The following is a 22895-nucleotide window of genomic DNA, read 5'->3' on the forward strand; positions in this document are numbered from 1 at the left end:
ATTTAAAAGGATTTTTATGAAAAAGCTCTCTTATGACAAGATCTATAAATCACAAGAATGCCTGGCCTCTTTGGGGACGATTCGCTATCGCTCATTGTTTGGTAGCTACAGTCTAACGGTTGAGGATACGGTCTTTGCAATGGTCGCCAGCGGTGAGTTGTACCTTCGAGCTTGTGAGCAGAGCGTACAGTACTGTGTAAAACATTCGCCAGTCTGGCTGACGTTTATGAAGCGCGGACGACCGGTTATTCTCAATTACTACAAGGTGGACGATGCTTTGTGGCGAAACCAACAACAGTTGGTGTCTTTATCGAAGTTTTCGCTGGATGCAGCAGTGAAGGAAAAACAGAGCCGCTTTTTGCAACACCGCCTGAGAGAGCTGCCGAACATGACATTTCATCTCGAGACTCTGCTTAACGAAGCGGGTGTTAACGATGAAAGTACATTGCGTATGCTGGGAGCTCAAATGTGCTGGCTTAAATTACGGCAGATTAATCCTGCTCTGACAGTGAAAATACTCTATGCCCTCGAAGGGGCGATTGGCGGGGTCCATGAGGCGGCGCTCCCGGCGATTCGTCGCCAGGAGCTTGTTGAGTGGGTACGCTCACTTACTCCGGAACTGGAGTATTAGACGGCAAGGCGGCAATTTGCTGCTGGAGTCGCCTGATTTCCGGTAGCAATGCAATCAATAACCCAACTTGCTGAACGACCAGCGGTTCTTTACTGTCCGGGCGCGGTTCAAGATGCTGAATCCGTTGCTTCAGACCTTCAAGTGCCTGGTATACGCGTTGCTCATCAGCTGGCTGATGATGAAGCGCATCATCTACATAGCAGACGGCATCATCCAGTAACGCCAGAACGTCCGGGTTGGTCAGTTGTTCCCGGTGTGCACCCAGAGCCGAAATATAGCTGGTAAAAGTATGGTTGAGGCACAGCAAGCGGAATGCTGTTTCCCGCGTTTGCGCTGTGACGTCAGGTTCACTCGACATATTCGACACTACGGACGCAAGCTCAGCATCGCGATTATGTGCATCACGTCGGGCAATACGGTATGCGAGCCGATTATCACGACCCTGATGATATTGTTCGAGAATAGCGTCGAGGTAGCGACAGTTAGCGTCAGTTGCTCGTTCAATTACTCGTGGCAGATTACGAAAACGCCAGTCTGGCCAGATAAAACTGACGGCCGCCCAGGCGATTGCGCAGCCGATCAGCGTATCAATTACGCGTGGCAGGGCGACTTCGAAACCTTCGCCAAGCAGGTTAAAGCACAGCAGTACCAACAGAGTGATAAACATAGTTGCATGAGCATACTGTACGTTGCGAAATGCAAAAAAGAGCACGCCAGTAATCACTAATAGTATCAGTTGCCCTTCAAGTGAGGGAACGAACCACAAAATGGGCAAGCCGATGGCTATTCCCACTAGTGTGCCGATAATCCTTAGTGCCAGGCGATGGCGGGTGGCGTTGTAGTTAGGCTGACAGACAAACAGACTGGTCAGCAGGATCCAGTACCCATGGTTCATTCCAGTGATCTGAATAATGGCGTAACCGATGCAGAGCACCAGTGACATGCGGATAGCATGGCGAAAAAGGGCGGATTCAGGTGTGAAATTACGGCTCAGACGCAACCAGATGTCGCTGAAACCATGTGGGCTGTCATCAGCAAGCTGATTTTCTGATTCATTACGCGAGATTGCCTGAGCCTGTTCGGACTCAATGGTAGCCAGCTGTGCGTCGATGGCACGCAGGTTTGAGAGCAAAAATCCCAGTGTATTGAGCAGATCTGAAGGGGCACCGTTAGTGCGCATACGCTCGAGTGCGGCGTCTATATGCGTAAAGGCGCGTTCAAAGTGTGGATCGTGCTGGTATGGGGTGCGCAAGATAATGCAGCGCGACAACTGTGTGCAGGCTTGTCCCTGCATTGACATTAATCTCTGGAAGCGAAACATCACGTCGCTGTGACGGAAATGGTCGCGCAGCGTTTGGTATTGAATATGCGAGGAGCTTGCGCGCTCGTGGATATCCTGTGCCACAAAATAATAATGCAGTGTACGACGTGTTCCCCGCTGCCCTCGGTCACCGCGCAAGCGGGTCAGTAATGACACTTTAGTTTGGTTTAGCGTGGCCATTAGTTGCCCATTGGCCAGCGCTAAGTCATAGAGCGGTGCCTGACTTTCATCTTCGATATCAGGATCGAAAAGACGCGATTTCAGCTCCAGATAGTGCGCTAATTGTTCGTAGCTACGAGCCAAATTATCCTGCAGGGGGCGAATCGGGAACAAGAGATGTCCGGTCAGCGTAAGCAGGTTGTACCAGATGGCGCCAGCGAGCAGAAGTATCGGTTGCTGATACCACTGATCGTAGAGTGAAGTCCCCAGCATGGTATAAATCGCGATGAGCAATGCCCCAAAGGCGATTGTCGCATAACGCTGGCCTAATCCACCCAGCAGAATAAATCCGCTGGTGGAGATGGTTAATCCAATGGCAAAAAGCCATGGCCAGGGGAAGAGCAGTTCGACGGAGGCAGAGGCAATAAAGAAGCAGATCAGCGTAATGATCAAATTGCGAAGTCGTCCCGTAAGACGATCGTCCAGATCGGTAAGCGCAGCAGCAACCATGCCCAGTGTGAGTGGGATAGTGAGTTTTACGTCGCCCAACCACCAGGGCAGAGCCGTTGTGCCGCAAAGCGCGATGAATATCCGCACGTAATACAGCCAGGTGCTGTTCCAGGTATAGCGTTTGAGCAGAGGACTTAACATAAAAACCATGCGTCCTGATTATTCAAAGCGGCGACGCGCATTGGCTTCGCGAGCTGCGCGGGCAGTTTCTACTGACACCACGCGACGTCCGACGGGCCAGAGTGCAATCGCGGCGATCTTAAAGTTCGCAATGCCTACAGGAATACCAATAATCGTAATGCACTGGGCAATACCGGAGACAATATGCATCAGGCACAACCACCAGCCGAAGAAAATCAGCCAAAAAATATTGAGTAATGTCCCGCCGGTATTCATCAGTACACTTTGACCTGCTGGGTTGAGTTCATCAACATGAATCGCTTCGTTGCCAAAAGGGAACAATGAGAGGCGAGTTATCTCCCAGCACGAACGGGTCAAGGGCAGGGTGAAAATAAGCACGATACTGACCAGCGTAGCCAGTAACCAGGCTAAGGTAGTGGCGAACCCGCCCAGCACAAAATTTAAAATATTCAGAACAGTACGCATAAACTCTCGGTTAACTCTGGTTTTCAGTGAATTTGGCAATTGTAACGTTTTTTTGGGCTGGAGCACGTTTTCTCTGGCGGTTACACTGATAAGTAAACCTCTTCGTGTGGATCCGCGTAAGTCTTATGGAACTGAAAGCAACTTCTCTTGGAAAACGTCTGGCGCAACACCCTTACGATCGAGCCGTTATTCTCAATGCCGGGATAAAGGTTTCCGGCGATCGTCATGAGTATCTTATTCCATTCAATCAGTTACTGGCTATACATTGCAAACGAGGCCTTGTCTGGGGGGAGTTGGAGTTTGTGCTTCCGGAAGATAAGGTTGTACGCCTGCACGGTACAGAGTGGGCTGAAACTCAGCGTTTCCATCACCATTTGAATACGCTCTGGCAGCAGTGGAGCCAGGAGATGAGCGAAGTGGCAGCCGGTGTTTTACAGGAGCAACTGCAGGCGATTGCCGTTCGTACCGGGGAGAATAAATGGCTGACGCGTGATCAAACCTCAGGGTTACAACAGCAGATCCGCTACGCCTTTGCCGCGTTGCCTCTACCGGTTAATCGATTAGAAGAATTTGATAATTGTCGTGAGGCATTACGACAATGTCAGTCCTGGTTGAAGGACATTGAAGTGTGTCGTTTACAACATAATCAGGCGTATACCGACGCAATGTTGGCGGAGCATGCTGAGTTCTTTGCACATATCGAATCCTCGCCGCTGAATGCGGCCCAGGCGCGAGCGGTAGTAAATGGTGAGAAATCACTGTTAGTGCTCGCGGGAGCCGGAAGCGGCAAGACCTCTGTTTTGGTGGCTCGCGCTGGGTGGCTGTTGATGCAGGGGGAAGCCGTTGCTGAACAGATTCTGCTGTTAGCCTTTGGTCGCAAAGCAGCCCAGGAGATGGATGATCGTATCCGCGAGCGACTGCATACAGAAGAGATCAGCGCACGGACGTTTCACTCGCTGGCGCTACATATCATTCAGCAGGGCAGTAAAAAAGTTCCAACGGTAAGTAAGCTTGAAAACGATACTGCCGCGCGGCATAAACTCTTTATCACCACCTGGCGTCAGCAGTGCAGCGAGAAAAAGGCGCAGGCCAAAGGCTGGCGGCAGTGGTTAGAAGAGGAGATGCAGTGGACTGTGCCTGAGGGCAATTTTTGGGACGACGAAAAGTTGCAGCGTCGTTTGGCCACAAGATTAGATCGTTGGGTTGGACTTATGCGCATGCATGGCGGAGCGCAGGCTGAAATGATTGCCAATGCCCCGGAGGAAATTCGCGATCTGTTCAGTAAACGCATTAAACTGATGGCGCCGCTGCTTAAGGCCTGGAAGGGAGCTCTGAAGGAAGAAAATGCTGTCGATTTTTCCGGGTTGATCCATCAGGCAATTGTCATTCTGGAAAAGGGGCGCTTTATCAGCCCCTGGAAACATATTCTGGTCGATGAATTTCAGGATATTTCCCCACAGCGTGCCGCTCTGGTGGCTGCATTACGTAAGCAAAACTCGCAGACCACTTTGTTTGCGGTGGGGGATGACTGGCAGGCGATTTATCGTTTTAGCGGCGCGCAGCTTTCGTTGACTACCGCATTCCATCATACCTTTGGCGAGGGTGATCGCTGTGACCTGGATACTACATACCGTTTTAATAGCCGCATTGGCGAGGTCGCAAACCGGTTTATCCAAAAAAACCCACATCAGCTTGCGAAACCGCTCAACAGCCTGACGTCAGGGGATAAAAAAGCGGTGACGCTGTTGGAGGAAAGTCAGCTGGATTTATTGCTGGATAAGCTTTCTGGATTTGCGAAAGCTGAAGAGCGAATTCTGGTGTTGGCGCGTTACCATCATCTAAAACCCGCCAGTCTGGAAAAAGCGGCTACTCGCTGGCCCAGGCTACAGCTTGAATTTATGACTATCCATGCCAGTAAAGGGCAGCAGGCAGATTACGTTATTGTCGTCGGACTGCATGAAGGAAATGATGGTTTTCCGGCGCCGGCCCGCGAGTCAATTATGGAAGAGGCGTTGCTTCCTGTTGTTGAAGACTTCCCTGATGCAGAAGAGAGAAGGTTACTGTACGTGGCGCTAACACGTGCGCGGCATCGGGTATGGTTACTGTTTAACAAAGACACGCCGTCGTGTTTTGTCGATGAACTTAAACAACTGGATGTACCGGTAAGCAGAAAACCCTGATAAGCAGGCGGCATGTACCGCCTGCCTGACGATTATTTGAGGCGCTCTGCCAGGTAACGGGCGTAATCCGGGATCAGGATTTCTGTCGCATCGCTGAAGTTTGGCGACTGGATGATAAAATCGGCGGTAGAAACGTTGGTCGCGACCGGAATGTTCCAGACAGTGGCCAGGCGCAATAGGGCTTTTACATCAGGATCGTGAGGGACGGCATTGAGCGGATCCCAGAAGAAGATCAGCACATCGATTTTCCCTTCAGAGATCAGCGCGCCCACCTGCTGGTCGCCGCCCATTGGGCCGCTCAGCATAGCATTTACATCCATACCAGTAGCGCGTTGAATTAAGTTTCCTGTCGTTCCTGTCGCGTAGAGAACGTGTTTTTCCAGCAACGGTTGGTGGCGTTCTACCCAGCTCATCAACATCTGTTTACAGTGATCATGTGCAACCAGCGCAATATGCTTGCGCGCTGGCAAAGTGCGAGTCGTCAATTCCATAGTACAGCTCCCAAGTTAACCTCGTTACAGAGTACTGGAAGCACTTGACGCTGCAAGAGAAAGACAAAAAAAATGCGTATATGAACATAAATGTCATGAAGGTGGCTGTTTTTGCGCCCATTGCAAAAAGTTACTCCGCGTTTGTGAGTCGGCTTGCTGAAACCAATATTTTAAACGCTGCTCGGTGAGTGTTTGCGACTGAGGCGGAACCCGGTCCAGTTCAGAAACTCCGGAGAGCAATGAGCTGTCATCTGCCATCATGGGGGCAAATTGCGGTAACGAGGCATGCCTGGCGGCTTTGTTATAGCGCTCAGTCTCAATTTCATAATCCACGATTTTTGCCTTTGAAGTGATCGCCATAATATCCAGTTTCACCGGAATGGGCATGGAGTCCCCGTCAAGCAATTCGACGCGCGGGGCGCTATCAAAATGTGTTGCGTCACGCTCGTTGCTCAGGCGTGGAAGATGAAAATTAACCTGACTGACCATTTGAGTATTAAAGCTGATGACCAGTGGTGGGGAAATATAGAGGCGTTCTTCATGGCTGGACAGGCGGATAGTTTTCTCTACGCGAAAAACAAGCTGATGGGGGCCATTCTCAAGCTCAATACTGTCGGCACCACGCAGTAATGAGCTTGAGACCTTTTTTCCGTCCAGTACCAGTAGATCAATATCATTAGACAAACGTAGTGAGGTGGCCAAAACGGTTACCGGCAAACACAGGGCAATCAAGACTGTCACAATGCCGGCTCTCATAGGTTTCTCCTGTCCAGAAAATGCCTGAGTAAGATGTATCAAAATTTTTCGGTAATCATGTTTACTAACATATAGACATATTTGTCAGTTTAGCTCTCATGCGCCAGTATGGGATGAATGGTTGCAACGTCAGGTTTGTCGTACACTTTGCAAAACAGCCTGGAGGAAGATAATGAAAGAGACCGATATTGCTGGCATTTTGACATCCACCCGTACGATTGCGCTGGTGGGCGCGAGTGATAAACCCGAGCGCCCTAGCTACCGGGTGATGAAATATTTGCTCGATCAGGGCTATCACGTTATCCCCGTTTCACCCAAGGTTGCCGGGAAAACGCTGCTGGGACAGCAGGGCTATGCGACCCTTGCAGATGTACCTGAGAAAGTGGATATGGTGGATGTCTTCCGTAATTCAGAAGCAGCCTGGGGCGTTGCGCAGGAGGCAATTGCCATTGGGGCGAAAACTTTATGGATGCAGCTAGGGGTGATCAATGAACAGGCGGCTGTGCTGGCACGTGATGCCGGTATGGCGGTGGTGATGGATCGTTGTCCGGCAATTGAGATCCCTCGACTCGGGCTGGCGAAGTAAGCCTGTGTTATTGCCGAATGGCGCGTTACTTATCCGGCCTGCGGTTCGTGGCCGGATAAGACGCGTAAGCCCGATAAACGAAGCGCCATCGGGCAAGTGCTAAAATCAGTTGCGCAGGCGTGGAGCCTGAAGCTGTTTGCGGATTGTCCGCGCCAGTTCATCCATTGAGGGTTGCTCCGGATGCTCTTCCTGTAGCTCACTGCTCAACTGTGCTTCCGCCAGATACGTATGTACTGGCAGGCCATTATCATCTTCCATCACCACGTGATACCAGGGAGCGGCGCGAAGTTCGTCGTTAACCGCCAACTCATCGGGTGACGGTTCATCAAGCGAATATTCCGGGTCGATATCCACGACCACTCCGAGGTAACCTAACAGGGAATGGCGGACCTGCTGGCCGATACCGAATTTGCTGGCAATCATAGTCACCTCCCGGGAAATAGATACCCTTTATGTAAGGGTAATATTCCACTTTTCAAGTTACATGATGCGACAGGCAAACCCTTTCAGATACAGCCCTTCCGGGTAGGTAGCGATCACCGGATGATCGGCGGCCTGACGGAACTGCTCTATAAATTGTATATCACGACCAGCATCTATTGCGGCATCAGCGATGATTTTCTGAAATAAATCGGTGGTCATCAGGCCGGAGCAGGAGAATGTCAGCAGCACACCGCCAGGATTCAGAAGCTGAATAGCCAGCATATTGATGTCCTTATAGCCACGACAGGCGCCCATCAGCTGGTTTTTGTTTTCGACAAACTTCGGCGGATCCATCACGATGACATCAAATTTCTCTCCGCGATCGCGATAGGCTCGCAGTAGTTTGAACACATCATCACGCACAAACTCGGCTTTAGTCAGATCCAGTTTATTCAGTTCAACGTTTTGTCTGGCGATGTCGAGCGCTTCCTGGGAGGTGTCAACGCTCACGACCTGGCTGCATCCCCCCATTAATGCCGACACGGCAAAACCGCCGGTATAAGAGAAACAGTTCAGAACGCGCTGATTTTCGACGTAGCGACGCGTCGCCAGACGGCTGTCACGTTGATCCAGGTAATAACCTGTTTTGTGACCGCGCTGAATATCAACCAGCAGCTTCATACCGTGTTCTTCGATTGGCAGCAGAGCAGGGGGCAGTTCGCCGGTAACAGGTCCCTGCGTAAGCTCCATACCTTCTTTCTTACGTACGGCAACGTCGCTACGGTCATAAATGGCGCATTCAGGGAAAACTATCTGCAGGGCGCTAATCAGTGCGGCACGTTGATATTCGGCCCCTGCGCTGAGCAGTTGCAGAACCAGGAAGTTAGCGAAGCGATCAATGGTGACACCGGGCAGCCCATCAGATTCACCGGCAATCAGACGGTAGCTGTCCAGCCCGTCTTTCTTCGCCAGCCAGTCGCGCCACTTCTGCGCTTGTTGCAGACGACGGACAAAGAAATCAGTATCAATGGATTCAGATTTGTCGAATGTCCAGACACGCGCACGGATCTGTGATGCAGGAGAATATGCACCGCGTGCTAACCATTTACCCTGATGGTCAACAATATCGATGGTCTCACCAAGGTTGGCTTTGCCTTCAATACGTGCGACGGCACCGGAGAATACCCATGGATGGCGGCGAAGTAATGATTTTTCGCGCCCTTTAGCTAACACCATGCGGGGATATTGCGGAAATTTAGATTCAGTCATGCGGAGCAACCTCTCACAAACAGCGATGCGGGCTGGATGAGAACCAACCTGATACCGTTAAAACAAAATGGCGCGTAGGGTAGCACAGATGAAGGGGGCAATCATCAGAGTATGGTTGCGAGCATTTCAGCACAAAATGGAATCACAGCAGCACAGTTTCCTTAAAGCATAACCATTACATTGATATTTCTTCATATAGTTAAGGAAACACAATGAAAACAGTCTCTTCTCTGCTAGCCATCACGATAACGGCCATAAGTTTTAATGTAACTGCGGCATCAGCGTTCCGTATTAGCAGTACGGATATTACAGATAACCTTCAATTAACACAGAAACAGATTTTTAATGGTTTTGGCTGTAATGGTGAGAATATCTCGCCACAACTGAGCTGGCAAAACCCGCCAGCCGGGACCAAAAGTTATGCCATTACGTTATTTGATCCAGATGCCCCAACAGGAAGTGGTTGGTGGCACTGGACGGTGGTGAATATTCCAGCACACGTTCAGACTCTTCCATCTGGCGTTGGAAAAGATAAGTTACCCGCAGGGGCTATTCAGGGGAGGAATGATTTCGGTTATTCTGGATTTGGCGGTGCCTGTCCACCAGCAGGCGATAAACCTCATCGTTACCAGTTCACCGTGTGGGCGCTGAATACGGAAATGTTGCCCATCGATAGTAATGCGAGCGGTGCGCTGGTGGGTTTTATGCTTAACAGCCATGTCATCGCTAAAGCTGAATTAACGGCCACATACGGAAGATAAACTGAGGGACACACGGTGCAGGACGTATATTTCAAACATAATGTGCTTACCGCGGCAGAGGTAAACTCCAGCCAACTGCACCGCTTGCATCGTGTTAAGCTTTTTTCTGCGGCGATATGTCACATCACTCACGGTAGTAAAGTCATCATCCAGGATGATAACCGTCTGGTTGCCGGCACAGGCGAATTGCTTATTATCCCTGCAGATTCCTGTCTTGAGATTATCAATCAACCCGCACAGGGTGCTTTTCGTTCAGATTTGTTGCTACTCTCGCCTGAGATCATTACGCGATTTAAAAGTTCGTATGTGCAGGATTATCCCCCCGCGAAGCTAAGATCGTTATGTACACCAATGAGCCATAGCCTGGCGTTTATGTGGGCGAGTTTGCTGGATGCTGTGCGTCAGGGCCTGCCGGTAAAACTACAGGAACATCAGGCGATGGGATTACTTCTGGCTCTCTTACATGAAGGAGCTGCCGGGCCACTTCTGATTGAGCGCAGTTTTAAGCTGGCGGAACAGGTGAGGCAACTCATTATGTTGTCGCCTGCTAAGCTATGGACAGCAGATGAAATTGCCGGTCGTTTAGCGATGGGCACCTCTACATTACGTCGAAGGCTACAGCAGGAATCACAGAGCTATAGACAAATTGTCGAGGAAGTACGTATGTCATACGCTCTTTCTCAGTTGCAGTCGACGAAATTACCGATTGGTGAGATTGCAATACGCTGTGGCTATATGTCTGGTTCGAGATTTACGGCAAGATTCCGCCAGCATTACGGGTGTCTGCCGAAGCAGGTACGTTAATGGTATTCACATTTACAGTGTGAAAGTATGCCCATTTACAATAAGAAGGAGAACCTCCATGTCGAAAGTCTGCATCATTGCCTGGGTACACGGTCGGGTACAGGGAGTGGGATTTCGCTATACGACGCAGCATGAAGCGCAGCGACTCGGATTAACCGGGTATGCGAAGAATATGGATGATGGCAGCGTAGAGATTGTCGCCTGTGGTGAAAGCCAGCAGGTGGAACAACTGATGAAGTGGTTAAAAGCCGGTGGGCCACGCAGTGCCAGGGTAGACCGGGTTCTCAGTGAACCGCATCGCCCTGGCGACGAACTAAAGGGATTTAGTATTCGTTATTAAATACATTTTACCGGTTTTGGCAGGCCTGCGATTTTTGTCGCCTGTTTTGCCGGACCTTTGGGAAACAGGCGATAGAGATAACGACTGTTGCCTTTCTCTTCGCCAAACTTATTAGCCATCGCTTTTACCAGCATGCGGATTGCCGGAGAAGTATTAAACTCCAGATAGAAATCGCGCACAAAACGCACCACTTCCCAGTGTTCAGCCGAAAGGGTGATGCCTTCATTCTCAGCAATGACAACTGCCAGCGGTTCGCTCCATTCTGTAGTGTCTTTTAAATAGCCTTCGCTATCGGTACTGATTTCTTTACCTTCAAAGATCAACATATTTCTTCACTACGTTAGTCAGACTGGCGGCAGTTTACCAAAAAAGAAAGCCCCGCATAAGCGGGGCCGGGTAATACGTTTTGACGTTTTAGTCGCGGCTGGCGAAGCCCAGAATGCTCAGCAGGCTGACGAAGATGTTGTACAGCGATACATACAGGCTGACTGTCGCACGGATGTAGTTGGTTTCACCACCACGGATGATGTTGCTGGTTTCGAACAGGATTGCACCTGAGGAAATCAGAATAAACACCGCACTGATGGCCAGATGCAGAGCTGGCAGTTGCAGGAAAATATTCGCAACCATACCGATCAGCACCACCACAATACCAGCCATCAGCATACCGCCGAGGAAGGACATGTCTTTACGGGTGGTCAGCACATACGCTGAGCAACTGAAGAAGACCAGAGCAGTACCGCCCAGGGCCATAGCGATAACATCACCCATGCCTGCCGACAGGTAGGTGTTCAGAATTGGCCCCAAAATGTAGCCGAGGAAACCGGTGAAAGCGAAAGCTGACAGAATGCCAACCGGTTTATCTGCCGTTTTATACGTCAGGAACATCAGTCCGTACATACCTACCAGCGTCAGGATAAGACCTGGAGATGGCAGCATCAGTACCGTACTGGCGGTCGCCGTGATCGCTGAAAATGCCAGCGTCAGGCTCAACAGGAAATAGGTATTGCGCAGCACTTTATGCGTGCTGAGTAGCGATGTACGGTCGCGCGAAGAACTAATAATACGATCCATGAGTCACTCTCTTATGACAGATGTAATTAATGAAGGAGGATAATTAAATCGCTGGAAATGACACAGCGGTTTTACCCATCTTTACGCATTTTAACCCGCCAGGCTTAAGCATTTTATTTCAGCAAAAGCTCCTGAATTAGATGTTATCACTTATTGTCTGCAAATGTCAGATCGACATCTTATAGGTGGCTGAAAAATATTGCGTTATCACCTGAATCCTTTAAGAGTTACAGCGGTGTCATCATATAACAGAACAATAAGGTGAAGGGAATGGCTCAACATAGACCGAAGGTATTGACGTTTACGCTGTTGGCTGTCTGTTTGATGTCTATAAACGGTGTGGCATGGGCAGCAAATGTTCCTACAGGAACACCGCTGGCAGAACAACAGGAACTGGTCAGAAATAACGGCAGCGAGCCTGCATCGCTGGATCCACATAAAGTCGAAAGCAACGTTGAGTTTAATTTAATCAGTGATATGTTCGATGGGCTGGTTTCTGTCAATCTGCAAGGGGAGATTGAGCCGCGCCTGGCGTCATCCTGGGAGAATAAAGACAATACCGTCTGGACCTTTCATTTACGTCCAGGTATTACCTGGTCAGATGGTTCAGCCATTACCGCACAGGATGTTGTCTGGAGCTGGCAGCGTCTTGTTTCACCACAAACTGCTTCGCCGTATGCCTCTTATCTCGGCAATATGCACGTTGCGAATGCGCTCGACATTGCCCTTGGGAAAAAGGAGCCCGCTACACTGGGTGTAAAAGCACTCAATGACACCACCCTGGAGATTACCCTGACGCAGCCAACGGCTGCATTTCTGGCTATGTTGGCTCACCCGTCGCTGGTGCCACTGGATAAAGTGCTGATTAGCCGCTTTGGTGATAAGTGGACCAGGCCAGAGCATTTTGTCAGTAGCGGTGCATACAAGCTTTCTCAGTGGGTGGTCAATGAGCGGATTGTTGCCGTACGTAATACGCACTACTGGGATGATCAGCATACGGTAATTGATAAAGTCACTTATCTGCCCATCAGCTCAGAAGCAGCTGACGTTAACCGCTACAAGGCCGGGGAAATTGATATTGTCTTTAGCGTGCCGGTAAACCAGTTCGCGCAGTTGAAAAAGACGATGGGAGATGAGCTGCGCGTTTCACCTCTGCTTTCAACCTATTACTACCAGTTCAATACGACTCGCGCGCCGTTTAATGACCCGCGTGTGCGCCGGGCGCTGAATATGGCGCTGGATAAAGAGATCATTGCCCAAAAGGTCATGGCGCAGGGGCAGCGTGAAGCGTGGGTAATCAGCCAGCCTGAAATTGGCGGTGTCAAACTGCACGTACCGGAGTATGCCGCGTGGCCGCGCGATAAACGCATTGCTGAAGCGAAAAAACTGTTAGCCGCAGCCGGTTTCGGTCCGGAGCATCCGCTCTCGTTAAATTTGCTCTACAACACTTTCGAAACGCATCAACGTATTGCGATTGCCGCATCGTCGATGTGGAAGAAAAACCTCGGCGTCGAGGTAAAGCTGCAGAATCAGGAATGGAAAACCATGCTGGACACCATGCACACCGGCAATTTTGATGTCGTGCGCTATGCGTGGATAGCCGATTATGACGATGCCTCGAGCTTCCTCAATATTTTCCGTACCGGTGATAGTGAGAACACCACTAAGTACAGTAATCCTGCCTATGATGAAGCGATGCTCAATGCGGCGAGAGCAGGCTCGCTGGACGAGCGAGGGAAATACTACCAGCAGGCTGAGGACATTTTGGGCGAAGATGTTCCGGCAATACCTGTTTATCACTATGTCCATACGCATCTGGTGAAGCCGTGGGTTGGGGGATTTGCTCCTGATAACCGTGGAAATTACTACACCAAAGATATGTTCATCAAAAAACATTAAACCAAAGAGAGCAAGATGCGTGCTGAATAAATGGTCAATTTGTTGTTATTTCAGTCAATTAACATTAATTTGGCTGTTTTTCAGGCAAACGAACACTTTGGTGCTTTACAGGTCCGTTCGGGATGTTTATAGTGCGCCTCATTGGAAGCGTGGCCGAGCGGTTGAAGGCACCGGTCTTGAAAACCGGCGACCCGAAAGGGTTCTAGAGTTCGAATCTCTACGCTTCCGCCAAATAAAAGAAGGGGTTACCGAAAGGTAACCCCTTCTTGCTTTGGGCGGTTGTATACTGTTGGTATCTTTTCAATATTATGAAGCCTACTACCGGGCTTTTGGGTGTGAATTTTCCTGTCCTTGCTCGTTCAAAACTGGCGTGGTTTTTATCTTTCGAACATAAGCCAGAAGCTGGTTTTCTGTTTTATCGCCTAAGAAACGTTACTTCTCCCGGCTACTGCTTTCGTAATTCGAAACTCTTTTGACTTTAGTATCGTGAAATGTACATCCACTGTGCACCAGTTGTATGGCGCAGCGCAGACGTGATGACCATTCTTGTAATCTGCTTCGTGTCGGTTTTGTTCTCCTCAATAATCGTACCTGTCAGCACGATTCTTACTTCTCCTTGTACACAAATCAAAATTCGCAAAAGGTTGCCTTACTTTTTATTAAATGATATTAATTATCATTATCATTGACGAATAATTATAATAATAAGAATACCTGGGAAGGGTGTGAGCTTAACGAACAACCACTTTAAAGTTAGGCATTTATTAGGGAATGGGTATGAGAATTAACAAGATCCTCTGGCCGCTAACCGCGATCCTTGTAGGGTTTAATAGTCAAGTATCAGCAGCCAAATCAACCGATGATAGCGGCGAGACCATGGTGATAGAAGCTACTGCTGAGCAGGTACTAAAACAACAACCTGGCGTATCGATTATTACCAGCGAAGATATTAAAAAGAACCCTCCGGTCAACGACCTTTCCGATATTATTCGCAAGATGCCAGGGGTAAATCTGACCGGTAATAGTGCATCGGGTACACGCGGTAATAACCGGCAAATTGACATTCGTGGCATGGGGCCGGAAAACACCTTAATTTTGATTGATGGTGTACCAGTGACGTCGCGCAACTCTGTGCGCTATAGCTGGCGTGGGGAACGCGATACCCGCGGTGACACCAACTGGGTACCGCCGGAACAAGTCGAACGCATTGAGGTGATTCGCGGCCCTGCGGCGGCGCGCTACGGTTCGGGTGCTGCGGGTGGGGTGGTGAACATCATTACCAAACGTCCCACCAACGACTGGCATGGTTCCCTGTCGTTATACACCAATCAGCCGGAAAGCAGCGATGAAGGTGCCACGCGTCGTGCCAACTTTAATCTCAGCGGGCCGCTGGTCGGCGATGTGCTGACTATGCGCTTGTATGGCAATCTGAATAAAACCGATGCCGACAGTTGGGATATTAACTCCGCAGCCGGAACTAAAAATGCGGCCGGGCACGAAGGGGTACGTAATAAAGATATTAACGGTGTGGTATCGTGGAAATTAAATCCGCAGCAAATCCTTGATTTTGAGGCTGGATATAGCCGGCAGGGAAATATTTATGCTGGCGATACGCAAAACAGCTCTTCTAATGCGGTTACCGAAAACCTCGCCAAATCCGGGGAAGAGACGAATCGCCTGTACCGTCAGAATTACGGCATTACGCATAACGGTATTTGGGACTGGGGACAAAGCCGCTTTGGTGTCTATTACGAAAAAACCAATAATACCCGTATGGATGAAGGGTTATCCGGTGGTGGTGAAGGGCGCATTTCGGCGGATCAGAGGTTCACTACCAACCGTCTCAACTCCTGGCGAACCAGCGGGGAACTCAATATTCCGCTGAATTTGCTGGTTGATCAGACGGTTACCGTTGGTGCGGAGTGGAGCCGCGATAGACTCGAAGATCCTTCTTCTACTGGCTTAACGGTGAGCGATAGTAATATCGGTGGTATTTCTGGCTCGGCTGCGGAACGCAGCAGTAAAAACCATTCCCAAATCAGCGCGCTATATATTGAAGATAATATTGAGCCTGTTGCCGGCACGAATATTATTCCCGGCCTGCGCTTTGATTATCTCAACGATTCCGGCGGTAACTTCAGTCCCAGTCTGAACCTCTCGCAGGAATTAGGTGATTACTTCAAAGTCAAAGCGGGGATTGCGAGAACCTTCAAAGCACCAAACCTTTATCAATCCAGCGAAGGTTATCTGCTCTACTCGAAAGGCAATGGTTGCCCAAAAGATATTACGTCCGGCGGTTGTTATCTGATTGGTAATAAAGATCTCGATCCGGAAATCAGTATTAACAAAGAAATCGGTCTGGAGTTCGCCTGGGAAGATTACCACGCCAGCGTGACCTACTTCCGCAATGATTACCAGAATAAGATCGTGGCCGGGGATAACATTATTGGGCAATCCTCATCCGGCGCATATATCCTCCAGTGGCAGAATGGCGGGAAAGCGCTGGTTGACGGTATCGAAGCCAGCATGGCGATCCCACTGGTGAAAGATCGTCTGAGCTGGAATACAAATGCCACTTATATGATCACGTCGGAACAAAAAGATACCGGCAACCCGCTTTCGGTCATCCCGAAATATACTATTAATAACTCTTTAGACTGGACTATCACTCAGGCGTTCTCTGCCAGCGTTAACTGGACATTATACGGCAGACAAAAACCGCGTACCCATGCGGAATCGCGCAGTGAAGATACTGGTGGTCTGTCAGGCAAAGAGCTGGGGGCTTATTCACTGGTAGGTACCAACTTCAATTACGATATTAATAAAAATCTGCGTCTTAATGTCGGGGTTAGCAATATCTTCGACAAACAGATCTACCGCTCTTCCGAAGGGGCGAATACCTATAACGAGCCTGGCCGGGCTTATTATGCCGGTGTTACTGCGTCATTCTGATCGCATTGTTACAGTCATACTGCCCGCGTATTAGCGGGCAGTATTTAGCGACTGGATTAATGACAGCTTGGGGTGTTATCCGCATTTTCACCGCTGATATCCAACAGTGCGCTGCGGAAAGAGGCGTTGAACATTGGGCCGTGCCCTTGCCCCGGGAAGTCCCAAAAGGTGGCATTGACACCTTTATCTTTCAGTATGGCGAGAGTGGTATGAATTTTCGTCAGCACCCCGGCAGCATGCGTTTCCTGGTTATCGCCTGGCGCCGCTGACCCTTCCATTATCGTCAGGTGCTTAGCGCAGTTTTGTGAGGGCTTGATCGCCGTGATGCGGTCCAGCAGAGAATCGTTGCCTCTGCCCAATGACGGGCTGGCGCTGTAGTATGCCTGGAAGTAAGAGGATGTCAGCCAGGAATCCAGTACGAACAGTCCGCCGTAGGAGTGTCCCCACAGGCCACGACGCTGTCGATCGATATTTAATCCTTGCTCCGCTTTTGCCGCAATACGTGTTTCAAGTAACTGACGGAAGTCATTGCTACCGCCGCTCTTACGACCCTGGCGACCACTTCTGGCGTTTGTTTTGCCGTTTTCTGTCGCTGCCGGCGTATAGTCGTAGGCCCTGCCATTGAGATCGAAGGGGAGGTTGGTCTGATATCCGACGACCACTATCACCGGTGGTGATTTGTCTGTCAGCTGTTCGAGCAGTTCGTCATTCAGGCGATCCATCACTGCGTTGCCGTCGAGCATATATAAAACAGGGTAGCCTGACGCTGGCGCGGTTTTATTCGGTACTGCCGTCCATACGCGATAATGGCGGGTGCCATCGGCGGAGTCGAACTGGTTGATGCTAAAGCGGTAAAACGCGGAGCCTTTATCGGCGATATTTGGCCCCAGCGGTTGCATATCCGGCTTTGCAAAAGTGTGCGCGCTATAAATGAGAGTGAGGCAAGAAAGAAGAGAAAAAAGCGCCTTGCGTGGGCGTGTCGAACGATACTCGCGGGCATACATCTGATAATTATTCCTTTTCCGCAGGTGACATTTTATTTTTTCATGAGCACATACAGTTGCCTGAAAGTGCTCGCGGGTCAAGCTAACCCTGCAGTAAGCCGAGCCCGTCAATCAGCGCGCCGCGCCACCATGCATAATCGTGGCCGCCGGTATAAATTGCGCAATGGCTGTCAACGCCGGCGTCAAGCAACCGCTGATGGAGTTGCTGAACGTGCGGCACCGTCGAACCCTCCAGAGAGCCCACGCACAGGCGGATACGCACGCCCTGCGGCGGGGCAGAAAGCAGATGCTCGCTCACCCATGAAATATCGCTTTCGCTAAATAGGTTTGGCCGGCTGGCGCCATCTGGCGTCCACCACATTGACGGGGAGTGGCTGAGCGCAAGACCGAAGGTTTCCGGCGCGTGGCGCGCGGCCATCAGCGCGCTGACCCCGCCGAGGCTCTGCCCGGCCAGTACGGTGCGTGAACGATCTGCCCAACGCCGCTGCGGTTGTTCAGCACGGATCGCCGGTAGCAGATGTCTGGCGATATCTTTTATCAGTTCGCTGCGTCCGCCGAGTATTGCAGTCCGTTCGCACTCATCGATGTTATCGATGCCCAGCACGGCCACGGGAACGATACGCCCGTTATTGATGGCGGCATCAATTGCCGCGCATACGCCAAGGTGATCAAACCAGGTTTCGCCATCGGGCAGCACTACCAGGCCGAGAGGCTGTGTGTTATCAACATCAGGAAGATAGAGCCGAATCCGGCGGGATTGCCCGGCGACAATTCGTACTGAGGTAAGCAATTGCCCGGCGTGGGCGCTACCGCTCCATTCGGCCTGGGCGGGAGCCTTATCGAGCGCCAGAACAGATTCCTGCGCACTTCCCCGTACGTTGATGCCTGGCGTCTTGTTTAGTGGATCAGCCTGCCCGGCGAGGGCGGCAAAGCGACCTCCCAAATGAGCAATCGTCTCATTTGACGTACCGGGGGGAATTTCTACCAGCGAATAGGAGCCGCAGTAGCTTGCCGGCAAACGCAGCGTCAGAGTCCAGATACCCGTGTCGGGAATGGCGGTCATCAGCCCCTTTGCCACGTACTCTTTATCCGTCACCCGATTCAACCGCAGATAAACTCCCTGCAGTGGATGTCGGGCGTGCCACAGGAAGGTCACTTCACGCTCATCTTCCACGCCTTCAGCCGGCACAACCAGCGGTATATTCAGCGACTCAGCTTCGCGCCAGAAACGAGAAGGGTTGGTAATGCGGCCCGCGGCCAGCTGGTTGCGCAGGCTGGCGATGGCAGAGGGAGAGGCAGACGGATGTTGTGGCATGTTCAGCATTCTATCTCGTTAAAAAATTTGGATACCAGTATGGAAAACTCAAGCGGCTATTCCCGGAACAGCCGCTTGAGAGCGTGTTGATTAATGTCTTACGCGTGTAATAACTATCCCACGATATCCCCCGTGATGTCGCGTTGGCGATGTGGTTTATTACTGCCGACGCTGTCGTGCCATAAGCGGGTATAGAGGCCGCCCGCGGCTAACAGTTGTTCGTGGGTGCCGTATTCCACCAACTGGCCTTTATCGACAACGGCAATCAGGTCGCAGCGTTGCGCGGTGGTCAGACGGTGCGCCACAATCAGCGCCAGGCGCTTCCCGGTATGTGCTACCTCCGTTAACGAGGACATTAATCGCTCTTCGGACGTACGATCCAGACGCGACGTGGCTTCGTCGAGCAGCAGGATGTGAGCATTTGCCAGTTGGGTACGGGCCAGTGCAATCTGCTGGCGTTGACCCGCGGAAAGATCCGCGCCGCCGTTATTCACCGGCGTACGGAATCCTTGCGGCAGATTTTGCACGGTCTCAAACAGTCCCACACACCGTGAAGCGATCTCAACTTCGGCGTTAGTGCTGGAGGGTCGCGAATAACGAATATTTTCCGCGATATCTCCGCTAAACAGCACCACATCCTGATCGACCAGCCCAACCTGGCGACGGTAATCGGCAAGCGAGGCATCCTCAATTAGCTTCTCGCCGATGCGGATCCTGCCGCTGGTGGGGGAATATAACCCGGCGATCAGCTTAATCAGCGTCGACTTACCGGCACCGCTGCGACCGACGACCGCGACGACTGTTCCCTCGGGGATAGTCAGGGTAAGCGAGTTTAGCGCCGGTTCAGGGGTATCGGGATAGCTGAACGTTACCTCTTCAAGGTGCAGCGCGCCGGTGGCTGGCTGTGCGGAAGAGGGCTCGACGTTCTCTGTGCCTTCGGTCGTCAGCAGTTCATCAATATGTTTACTGCTGGCTGTCGCTTGTTGCCAGGCGTCGACTATTCCTGATAGCTGCTGCACTGGTCCATAGAATTGCCCCAATAGCAGGAAGAAGGCAGCCAGCACCCCGGCAGTCATCTCACCTTCGGCGACTCGTGACGCGCCAACCAGCAGAACGGCAGCATAGGAAGCCTCAGTGCAGAAGGTCAGGAACGGGAAATAGACGGCAAGGTATTTTTGCGCACGCACGCGGGTAGCGCGGAAGCGGTCTGATAACGCGCGCAGACGGGCGGCCTCCTGCTCCTGCTGGCCGTGCGATTGCACGACGCGCAAGCCGGAGACTTTCTCCTGCAGGGTGCTATTTACTTTACCTATTTCCAGCCGCGCCTGTGCATAAGCGGGGGAGCTCAGGCGACGATAGAGCCAGGTCGCCAGTGCGACTACCGGCACTGCGCTTAATGCCGTCAGTGCCAGAAGCGGGTCGAGCCAGAACATAGCTGCGGCGATGGCAAACATTGTCACCAGGCTGGTGGCCGCACCGGCAAGGCCGTTTTGCAAAAAGCGGGCGAGAGAGTCGACATCAACGGTCATGCGGGTCAGGCGCGAATCGACATGTTTTTCATGCCAGGGCAAGCCAAGACGCAGCATATGACCGAAGCTACGTAAGCGCACCGTATGCTGGACCGACTCCGCAGCCCTGGCGGCGAAGACTGTCTGCAACGAATAACAGCACCAGCTCACAACTACCAGACACAAGGCGAGCAGGACGCAGAGGCCGATAGTCGACATGTCACCTGCGGCGACGCCCAAATCAATGCCGCGCTGCAGCAGTATCAGTACCCCGACGCCTGCCGCGGAATCGATCGCGATCAGAAGGGCTGCGATGACGAACATCCACGCCACCGGCTTCAGCAGTGAGGTAACTTTGCGGCCTTTACCGGCTAACGCTTGCTGTACTGCATTCTCCGGTACGTGGGTCATACGGGCGACAAAGCTTTTGCCATCCCCCTCCAGCGCATCGTTTTGCTCTACAGGTATTGTCGGCCATAATTCGCTGTGCCCACCAGGGGAAGGCGCGAGGAAATCGCCGTCGCCGGTTATAAGGGAGCGGAAGGCCGGACAGCGCGCTTCAAGCTCCGCCTGGGTTCCAATATCCACCACACGGCCTTTATCCAGCACCACAATCCGGCTGGCTAACTGAAGCGTTGAGCGGCGTCGGGCAATCACCAGCAGCATATGTTCCTCGTCGGCATAGCGACCCAGAGCGGTATTGATCTCCGCTTCGGTCCCGGCGTCGACTGCCGATGTGGTGTCATCGAGGACCAACACCTCTGGCGCAGTTATTAACGCCCGGGCCAGTGCGATTCGCTGCCTCTGCCCGCCGGAAAGATTGGTCCCGCGTTCGGTTAGCCGGGTATCAAAGCCTTTTGGCAAGGCGTTGATAAAACTACTGGCCCCCGCTGCCGTCGCCGCGCGACGAATATCTTCTATCGTTGCCTGCGGGTGACCGTAGGCGATATTTTCCGCCACCGTACCGGCAAACAGGAAGGCATCTTCAAACACGACGCCCACCCGGCGACGAAGTGCCTCCAGCTTGAGGTCGCGAAGGTTCTGCCGACCTGAGCGGGTGTTAAGCCATATCTCTCCGGCGCTGGGATCGTAAAAACGCGCCAGCAGCATCAGTAGTGTCGATTTTCCGGAACCCGATGCTCCCACCACCGCCACGGTTTCACCGGCATGCAGAGAAAAGGAGACATCGCTAAGGATGCGTCTGCCATTACCGTAATCGAAGCTCATTTTTTCCAGCTCCAGACCGACAACCTGGCCGTTGACTGCCTCAGTCCCGTCCTCCATTTGTGAACGGGTGTCGATCAGGGCAAATACCCGCTCCACGGAAGCCTGGGTTCGCTGGGCAATGACCAGAAACGACGCCAGCACACGAGTCGGCCCGGTCAGCATCGCGAGGAAACTGGCAAACGCCACGAAGGTTCCGAGATCAATCCGTCCGTGCATGACTGACCAGCCGCCGTAGCATAGCAGGACGATTTGCCCAAGAACTGGAAGCGCCAGCATGGTGGCGCCTGGCATTGCTTGCGAGATGGCCGCGCCGATGCGAACACGTACTATCTGCCGTGACTGGCGGTCCAGCCAGCGCGTTTCACGAAGCTCCGCCACGCAGGATTTCACCACAGAGATCTGTGCCAGCACTTCGCGCATATGTTCGGTGAGATTCGCCAGCCGGTCCGAGGCCAGACCGGTTTGTGAGAACACTCGCCGGCGGGCGCGTAGCGCGGTGATGGCCAGGCATGCCAGTACGCAAACGACGATTAGCGTCATTGCTGGTGACATCCACAGCATTACGGCAATTCCGGCGATGTAATAGGTGAATACTGCCAGCGGTACCGGGCACATCTGCAACAGAGTATGCACCTGCTGCAGATCGCTGTTGGTCCGTGAAATCACCAGTCCGGTGCGCAGAGCGTCCTGACCCGCGCCATCCAGTTTCTGAATACTGTCGAAGGCCCGTCCCCGCAGGGTGTGCTGTACCCAGAGCGATAGCTCCCCGGCATAACCGCGGCGCACGTAGTTACCGATGAAATCAAAAAAGGCGATCAGCAGTAGCCCGCAGGCCAGCCACGGCAGGCGGGTAGGATTGCCTGCCAGCGCGTCGTTCACTGCTTGCCGCGTCAATAATGGCGTCAGCGCAGCCAGCAAAATGGTCGATACCGACGCCACTACCACGATGGTGCTAAGTTTCTTACGTTCCCAACACACGCGGCCAAGGCGAACTATCCAGGAGCGCGCAGGGGTGGGAGAGTGAGTCGCAGGCATTAAGCCTCCTCCGTCTGTAAAAAATACGATCCGGAACGGATCGA

Annotated in this window: 19 protein-coding genes and 1 tRNA gene; 9 read left to right on the forward strand and 11 right to left on the reverse strand. The window is 51.9% G+C overall.

The genetic code is table 11. The features are described 5' to 3' along the window. Positions 1-16: 16 nt before the first annotated feature. Positions 17-631, forward strand: a complete 615-nt coding sequence (locus tag LG384_RS08025) for a TfoX/Sxy family DNA transformation protein (protein WP_045441352.1) — start codon at positions 17-19, stop codon at positions 629-631. On the opposite strand, the gene yccS is transcribed toward LG384_RS08025, so the two are convergent. Then, positions 609-2762, reverse strand: a complete 2154-nt coding sequence (yccS, locus tag LG384_RS08030; RefSeq protein ID WP_225760724.1) for a YccS family putative transporter — start codon at positions 2760-2762, stop codon at positions 609-611. The two genes, LG384_RS08025 and yccS, sit on opposite strands and share 23 nt — an antisense overlap. A gap of 18 nt (positions 2763-2780) precedes the next feature. Continuing rightward, positions 2781-3227 carry a YccF domain-containing protein gene (locus LG384_RS08035; protein ID WP_045449541.1) on the reverse strand — a complete coding sequence of 149 codons (447 nt, stop codon included), beginning with the start codon at positions 3225-3227 and terminating at the stop codon, positions 2781-2783. Between the two features lie 125 nt (positions 3228-3352). Between LG384_RS08035 and helD the strand changes: the two genes are divergently transcribed. Continuing rightward, on the forward strand, positions 3353-5407 hold the full coding sequence (gene helD / locus LG384_RS08040; RefSeq protein WP_225760725.1) for a DNA helicase IV: 2055 nt from the start codon (positions 3353-3355) through the stop codon (positions 5405-5407). A 32-nt stretch (positions 5408-5439) separates the two neighbouring features. On the opposite strand, the gene mgsA is transcribed toward helD, so the two are convergent. Together mgsA and LG384_RS08050 are read right to left on the reverse strand one after the other, a co-directional pair. Further along, the gene (mgsA, locus tag LG384_RS08045) at positions 5440-5898 is read right to left on the reverse strand and encodes a methylglyoxal synthase (protein ID WP_045441354.1); all 459 of its coding nucleotides are present in this window, start codon (positions 5896-5898) and stop codon (positions 5440-5442) included. A 93-nt stretch (positions 5899-5991) separates the two neighbouring features. Continuing rightward, positions 5992-6654, reverse strand: coding sequence for a DUF2057 family protein (locus LG384_RS08050; protein WP_045441355.1), 663 nt, complete (start codon positions 6652-6654; stop codon positions 5992-5994). Between the two features lie 172 nt (positions 6655-6826). Between LG384_RS08050 and LG384_RS08055 the strand changes: the two genes are divergently transcribed. Next, complete coding sequence (locus tag LG384_RS08055) at positions 6827-7240, forward strand: CoA-binding protein (RefSeq protein ID WP_045441356.1); 414 nt, start codon at positions 6827-6829, stop codon at positions 7238-7240. A 105-nt stretch (positions 7241-7345) separates the two neighbouring features. Here LG384_RS08055 and hspQ read toward each other — a convergent pair whose 3' ends face one another. Together hspQ and rlmI are read right to left on the reverse strand one after the other, a co-directional pair. Further along, positions 7346-7663 carry a heat shock protein HspQ gene (gene hspQ / locus LG384_RS08060; RefSeq protein WP_045441357.1) on the reverse strand — a complete coding sequence of 106 codons (318 nt, stop codon included), beginning with the start codon at positions 7661-7663 and terminating at the stop codon, positions 7346-7348. Positions 7664-7720: 57 nt separating this feature from the next. Next, the gene (gene rlmI, locus LG384_RS08065; RefSeq protein WP_045441358.1) at positions 7721-8932 is read right to left on the reverse strand and encodes a 23S rRNA (cytosine(1962)-C(5))-methyltransferase RlmI; all 1212 of its coding nucleotides are present in this window, start codon (positions 8930-8932) and stop codon (positions 7721-7723) included. A gap of 212 nt (positions 8933-9144) precedes the next feature. On the opposite strand from rlmI, the gene LG384_RS08070 reads away from it, so the two are divergent. Genes LG384_RS08070 through yccX form a run of 3 tightly spaced genes read left to right on the forward strand, consistent with a single transcriptional unit; the run spans position 9145 to position 10837 of the window. Beyond that, complete coding sequence (locus LG384_RS08070; RefSeq protein ID WP_200042401.1) at positions 9145-9693, forward strand: kinase inhibitor; 549 nt, start codon at positions 9145-9147, stop codon at positions 9691-9693. Between the two features lie 15 nt (positions 9694-9708). Next, positions 9709-10497 (forward strand): AraC family transcriptional regulator, encoded by a 789-nt coding sequence (locus LG384_RS08075; protein WP_136345459.1) that lies wholly within the window; start codon positions 9709-9711, stop codon positions 10495-10497. A 58-nt stretch (positions 10498-10555) separates the two neighbouring features. Continuing rightward, positions 10556-10837, forward strand: coding sequence for an acylphosphatase (gene yccX / locus LG384_RS08080; protein WP_045441361.1), 282 nt, complete (start codon positions 10556-10558; stop codon positions 10835-10837). Here yccX and tusE read toward each other — a convergent pair. Then, entirely contained in the window at positions 10834-11163 is a 330-nt protein-coding gene (gene tusE / locus LG384_RS08085; protein WP_045441362.1) for a sulfurtransferase TusE, read from the reverse strand. The genes yccX and tusE overlap by 4 nt on opposite strands. An 88-nt stretch (positions 11164-11251) precedes the next feature. Further along, positions 11252-11911 carry an FtsH protease modulator YccA gene (gene yccA, locus LG384_RS08090; protein ID WP_043015806.1) on the reverse strand — a complete coding sequence of 220 codons (660 nt, stop codon included), beginning with the start codon at positions 11909-11911 and terminating at the stop codon, positions 11252-11254. 270 nt (positions 11912-12181) lie between these two features. Between yccA and LG384_RS08095 the strand changes: the two genes are divergently transcribed. The 3 genes from LG384_RS08095 (at position 12182) to iroN (ending at position 16762) form a co-directional block, all read left to right on the forward strand. Then, on the forward strand, positions 12182-13810 hold the full coding sequence (locus LG384_RS08095; RefSeq protein ID WP_225760726.1) for an ABC transporter substrate-binding protein: 1629 nt from the start codon (positions 12182-12184) through the stop codon (positions 13808-13810). 143 nt (positions 13811-13953) lie between these two features. Then, positions 13954-14041 (forward strand) — tRNA-Ser (locus LG384_RS08100). 546 nt (positions 14042-14587) lie between these two features. Then, positions 14588-16762, forward strand: coding sequence for a siderophore salmochelin receptor IroN (gene iroN / locus LG384_RS08110; protein ID WP_225760727.1), 2175 nt, complete (start codon positions 14588-14590; stop codon positions 16760-16762). A gap of 56 nt (positions 16763-16818) precedes the next feature. On the opposite strand, the gene LG384_RS08115 is transcribed toward iroN, so the two are convergent. From LG384_RS08115 to iroC, 3 genes are all read right to left on the reverse strand, one after another. Further along, positions 16819-17766: an alpha/beta hydrolase gene (locus LG384_RS08115; protein ID WP_225760728.1), complete on the reverse strand. Its 948-nt coding sequence runs from the start codon at positions 17764-17766 to the stop codon at positions 16819-16821. Positions 17767-17848: 82 nt separating this feature from the next. Next, a complete protein-coding gene (locus LG384_RS08120) occupies positions 17849-19090 on the reverse strand; it encodes an esterase family protein (RefSeq protein WP_045441426.1) in 1242 nt (413 codons plus the stop codon). Between the two features lie 104 nt (positions 19091-19194). Then, positions 19195-22851 carry a salmochelin/enterobactin export ABC transporter IroC gene (gene iroC, locus LG384_RS08125; protein WP_225760729.1) on the reverse strand — a complete coding sequence of 1219 codons (3657 nt, stop codon included), beginning with the start codon at positions 22849-22851 and terminating at the stop codon, positions 19195-19197. Positions 22852-22895 lie beyond the last annotated feature (44 nt).

Origin of the sequence: Citrobacter sp. Marseille-Q3906 (assembly GCF_916618775.1) — a bacterium.
GTDB classification, from domain to species: domain Bacteria; phylum Pseudomonadota; class Gammaproteobacteria; order Enterobacterales; family Enterobacteriaceae; genus Citrobacter; species Citrobacter murliniae.

Excerpts from the sequence above, each read along its gene's own strand:
- LG384_RS08025 (WP_045441352.1), top strand. The coding sequence starts at position 17 with ATGAAAAAGCTCTCTTATGACAAGATCTATAAATCACAAGAATGCCTG.
- yccS (WP_225760724.1), bottom strand. The coding sequence starts at position 2,762 with ATGTTAAGTCCTCTGCTCAAACGCTATACCTGGAACAGCACCTGGCTG.
- LG384_RS08035 (WP_045449541.1), bottom strand. The coding sequence starts at position 3,227 with ATGCGTACTGTTCTGAATATTTTAAATTTTGTGCTGGGCGGGTTCGCC.
- helD (WP_225760725.1), top strand. The coding sequence starts at position 3,353 with ATGGAACTGAAAGCAACTTCTCTTGGAAAACGTCTGGCGCAACACCCT.
- mgsA (WP_045441354.1), bottom strand. The coding sequence starts at position 5,898 with ATGGAATTGACGACTCGCACTTTGCCAGCGCGCAAGCATATTGCGCTG.
- LG384_RS08050 (WP_045441355.1), bottom strand. The coding sequence starts at position 6,654 with ATGAGAGCCGGCATTGTGACAGTCTTGATTGCCCTGTGTTTGCCGGTA.
- LG384_RS08055 (WP_045441356.1), top strand. The coding sequence starts at position 6,827 with ATGAAAGAGACCGATATTGCTGGCATTTTGACATCCACCCGTACGATT.
- hspQ (WP_045441357.1), bottom strand. The coding sequence starts at position 7,663 with ATGATTGCCAGCAAATTCGGTATCGGCCAGCAGGTCCGCCATTCCCTG.
- rlmI (WP_045441358.1), bottom strand. The coding sequence starts at position 8,932 with ATGACTGAATCTAAATTTCCGCAATATCCCCGCATGGTGTTAGCTAAA.
- LG384_RS08070 (WP_200042401.1), top strand. The coding sequence starts at position 9,145 with ATGAAAACAGTCTCTTCTCTGCTAGCCATCACGATAACGGCCATAAGT.
- yccX (WP_045441361.1), top strand. The coding sequence starts at position 10,556 with ATGTCGAAAGTCTGCATCATTGCCTGGGTACACGGTCGGGTACAGGGA.
- tusE (WP_045441362.1), bottom strand. The coding sequence starts at position 11,163 with ATGTTGATCTTTGAAGGTAAAGAAATCAGTACCGATAGCGAAGGCTAT.
- yccA (WP_043015806.1), bottom strand. The coding sequence starts at position 11,911 with ATGGATCGTATTATTAGTTCTTCGCGCGACCGTACATCGCTACTCAGC.
- LG384_RS08095 (WP_225760726.1), top strand. The coding sequence starts at position 12,182 with ATGGCTCAACATAGACCGAAGGTATTGACGTTTACGCTGTTGGCTGTC.
- iroN (WP_225760727.1), top strand. The coding sequence starts at position 14,588 with ATGAGAATTAACAAGATCCTCTGGCCGCTAACCGCGATCCTTGTAGGG.
- LG384_RS08115 (WP_225760728.1), bottom strand. The coding sequence starts at position 17,766 with ATGTATGCCCGCGAGTATCGTTCGACACGCCCACGCAAGGCGCTTTTT.
- LG384_RS08120 (WP_045441426.1), bottom strand. The coding sequence starts at position 19,090 with ATGCTGAACATGCCACAACATCCGTCTGCCTCTCCCTCTGCCATCGCC.
- iroC (WP_225760729.1), bottom strand. The coding sequence starts at position 22,851 with ATGCCTGCGACTCACTCTCCCACCCCTGCGCGCTCCTGGATAGTTCGC.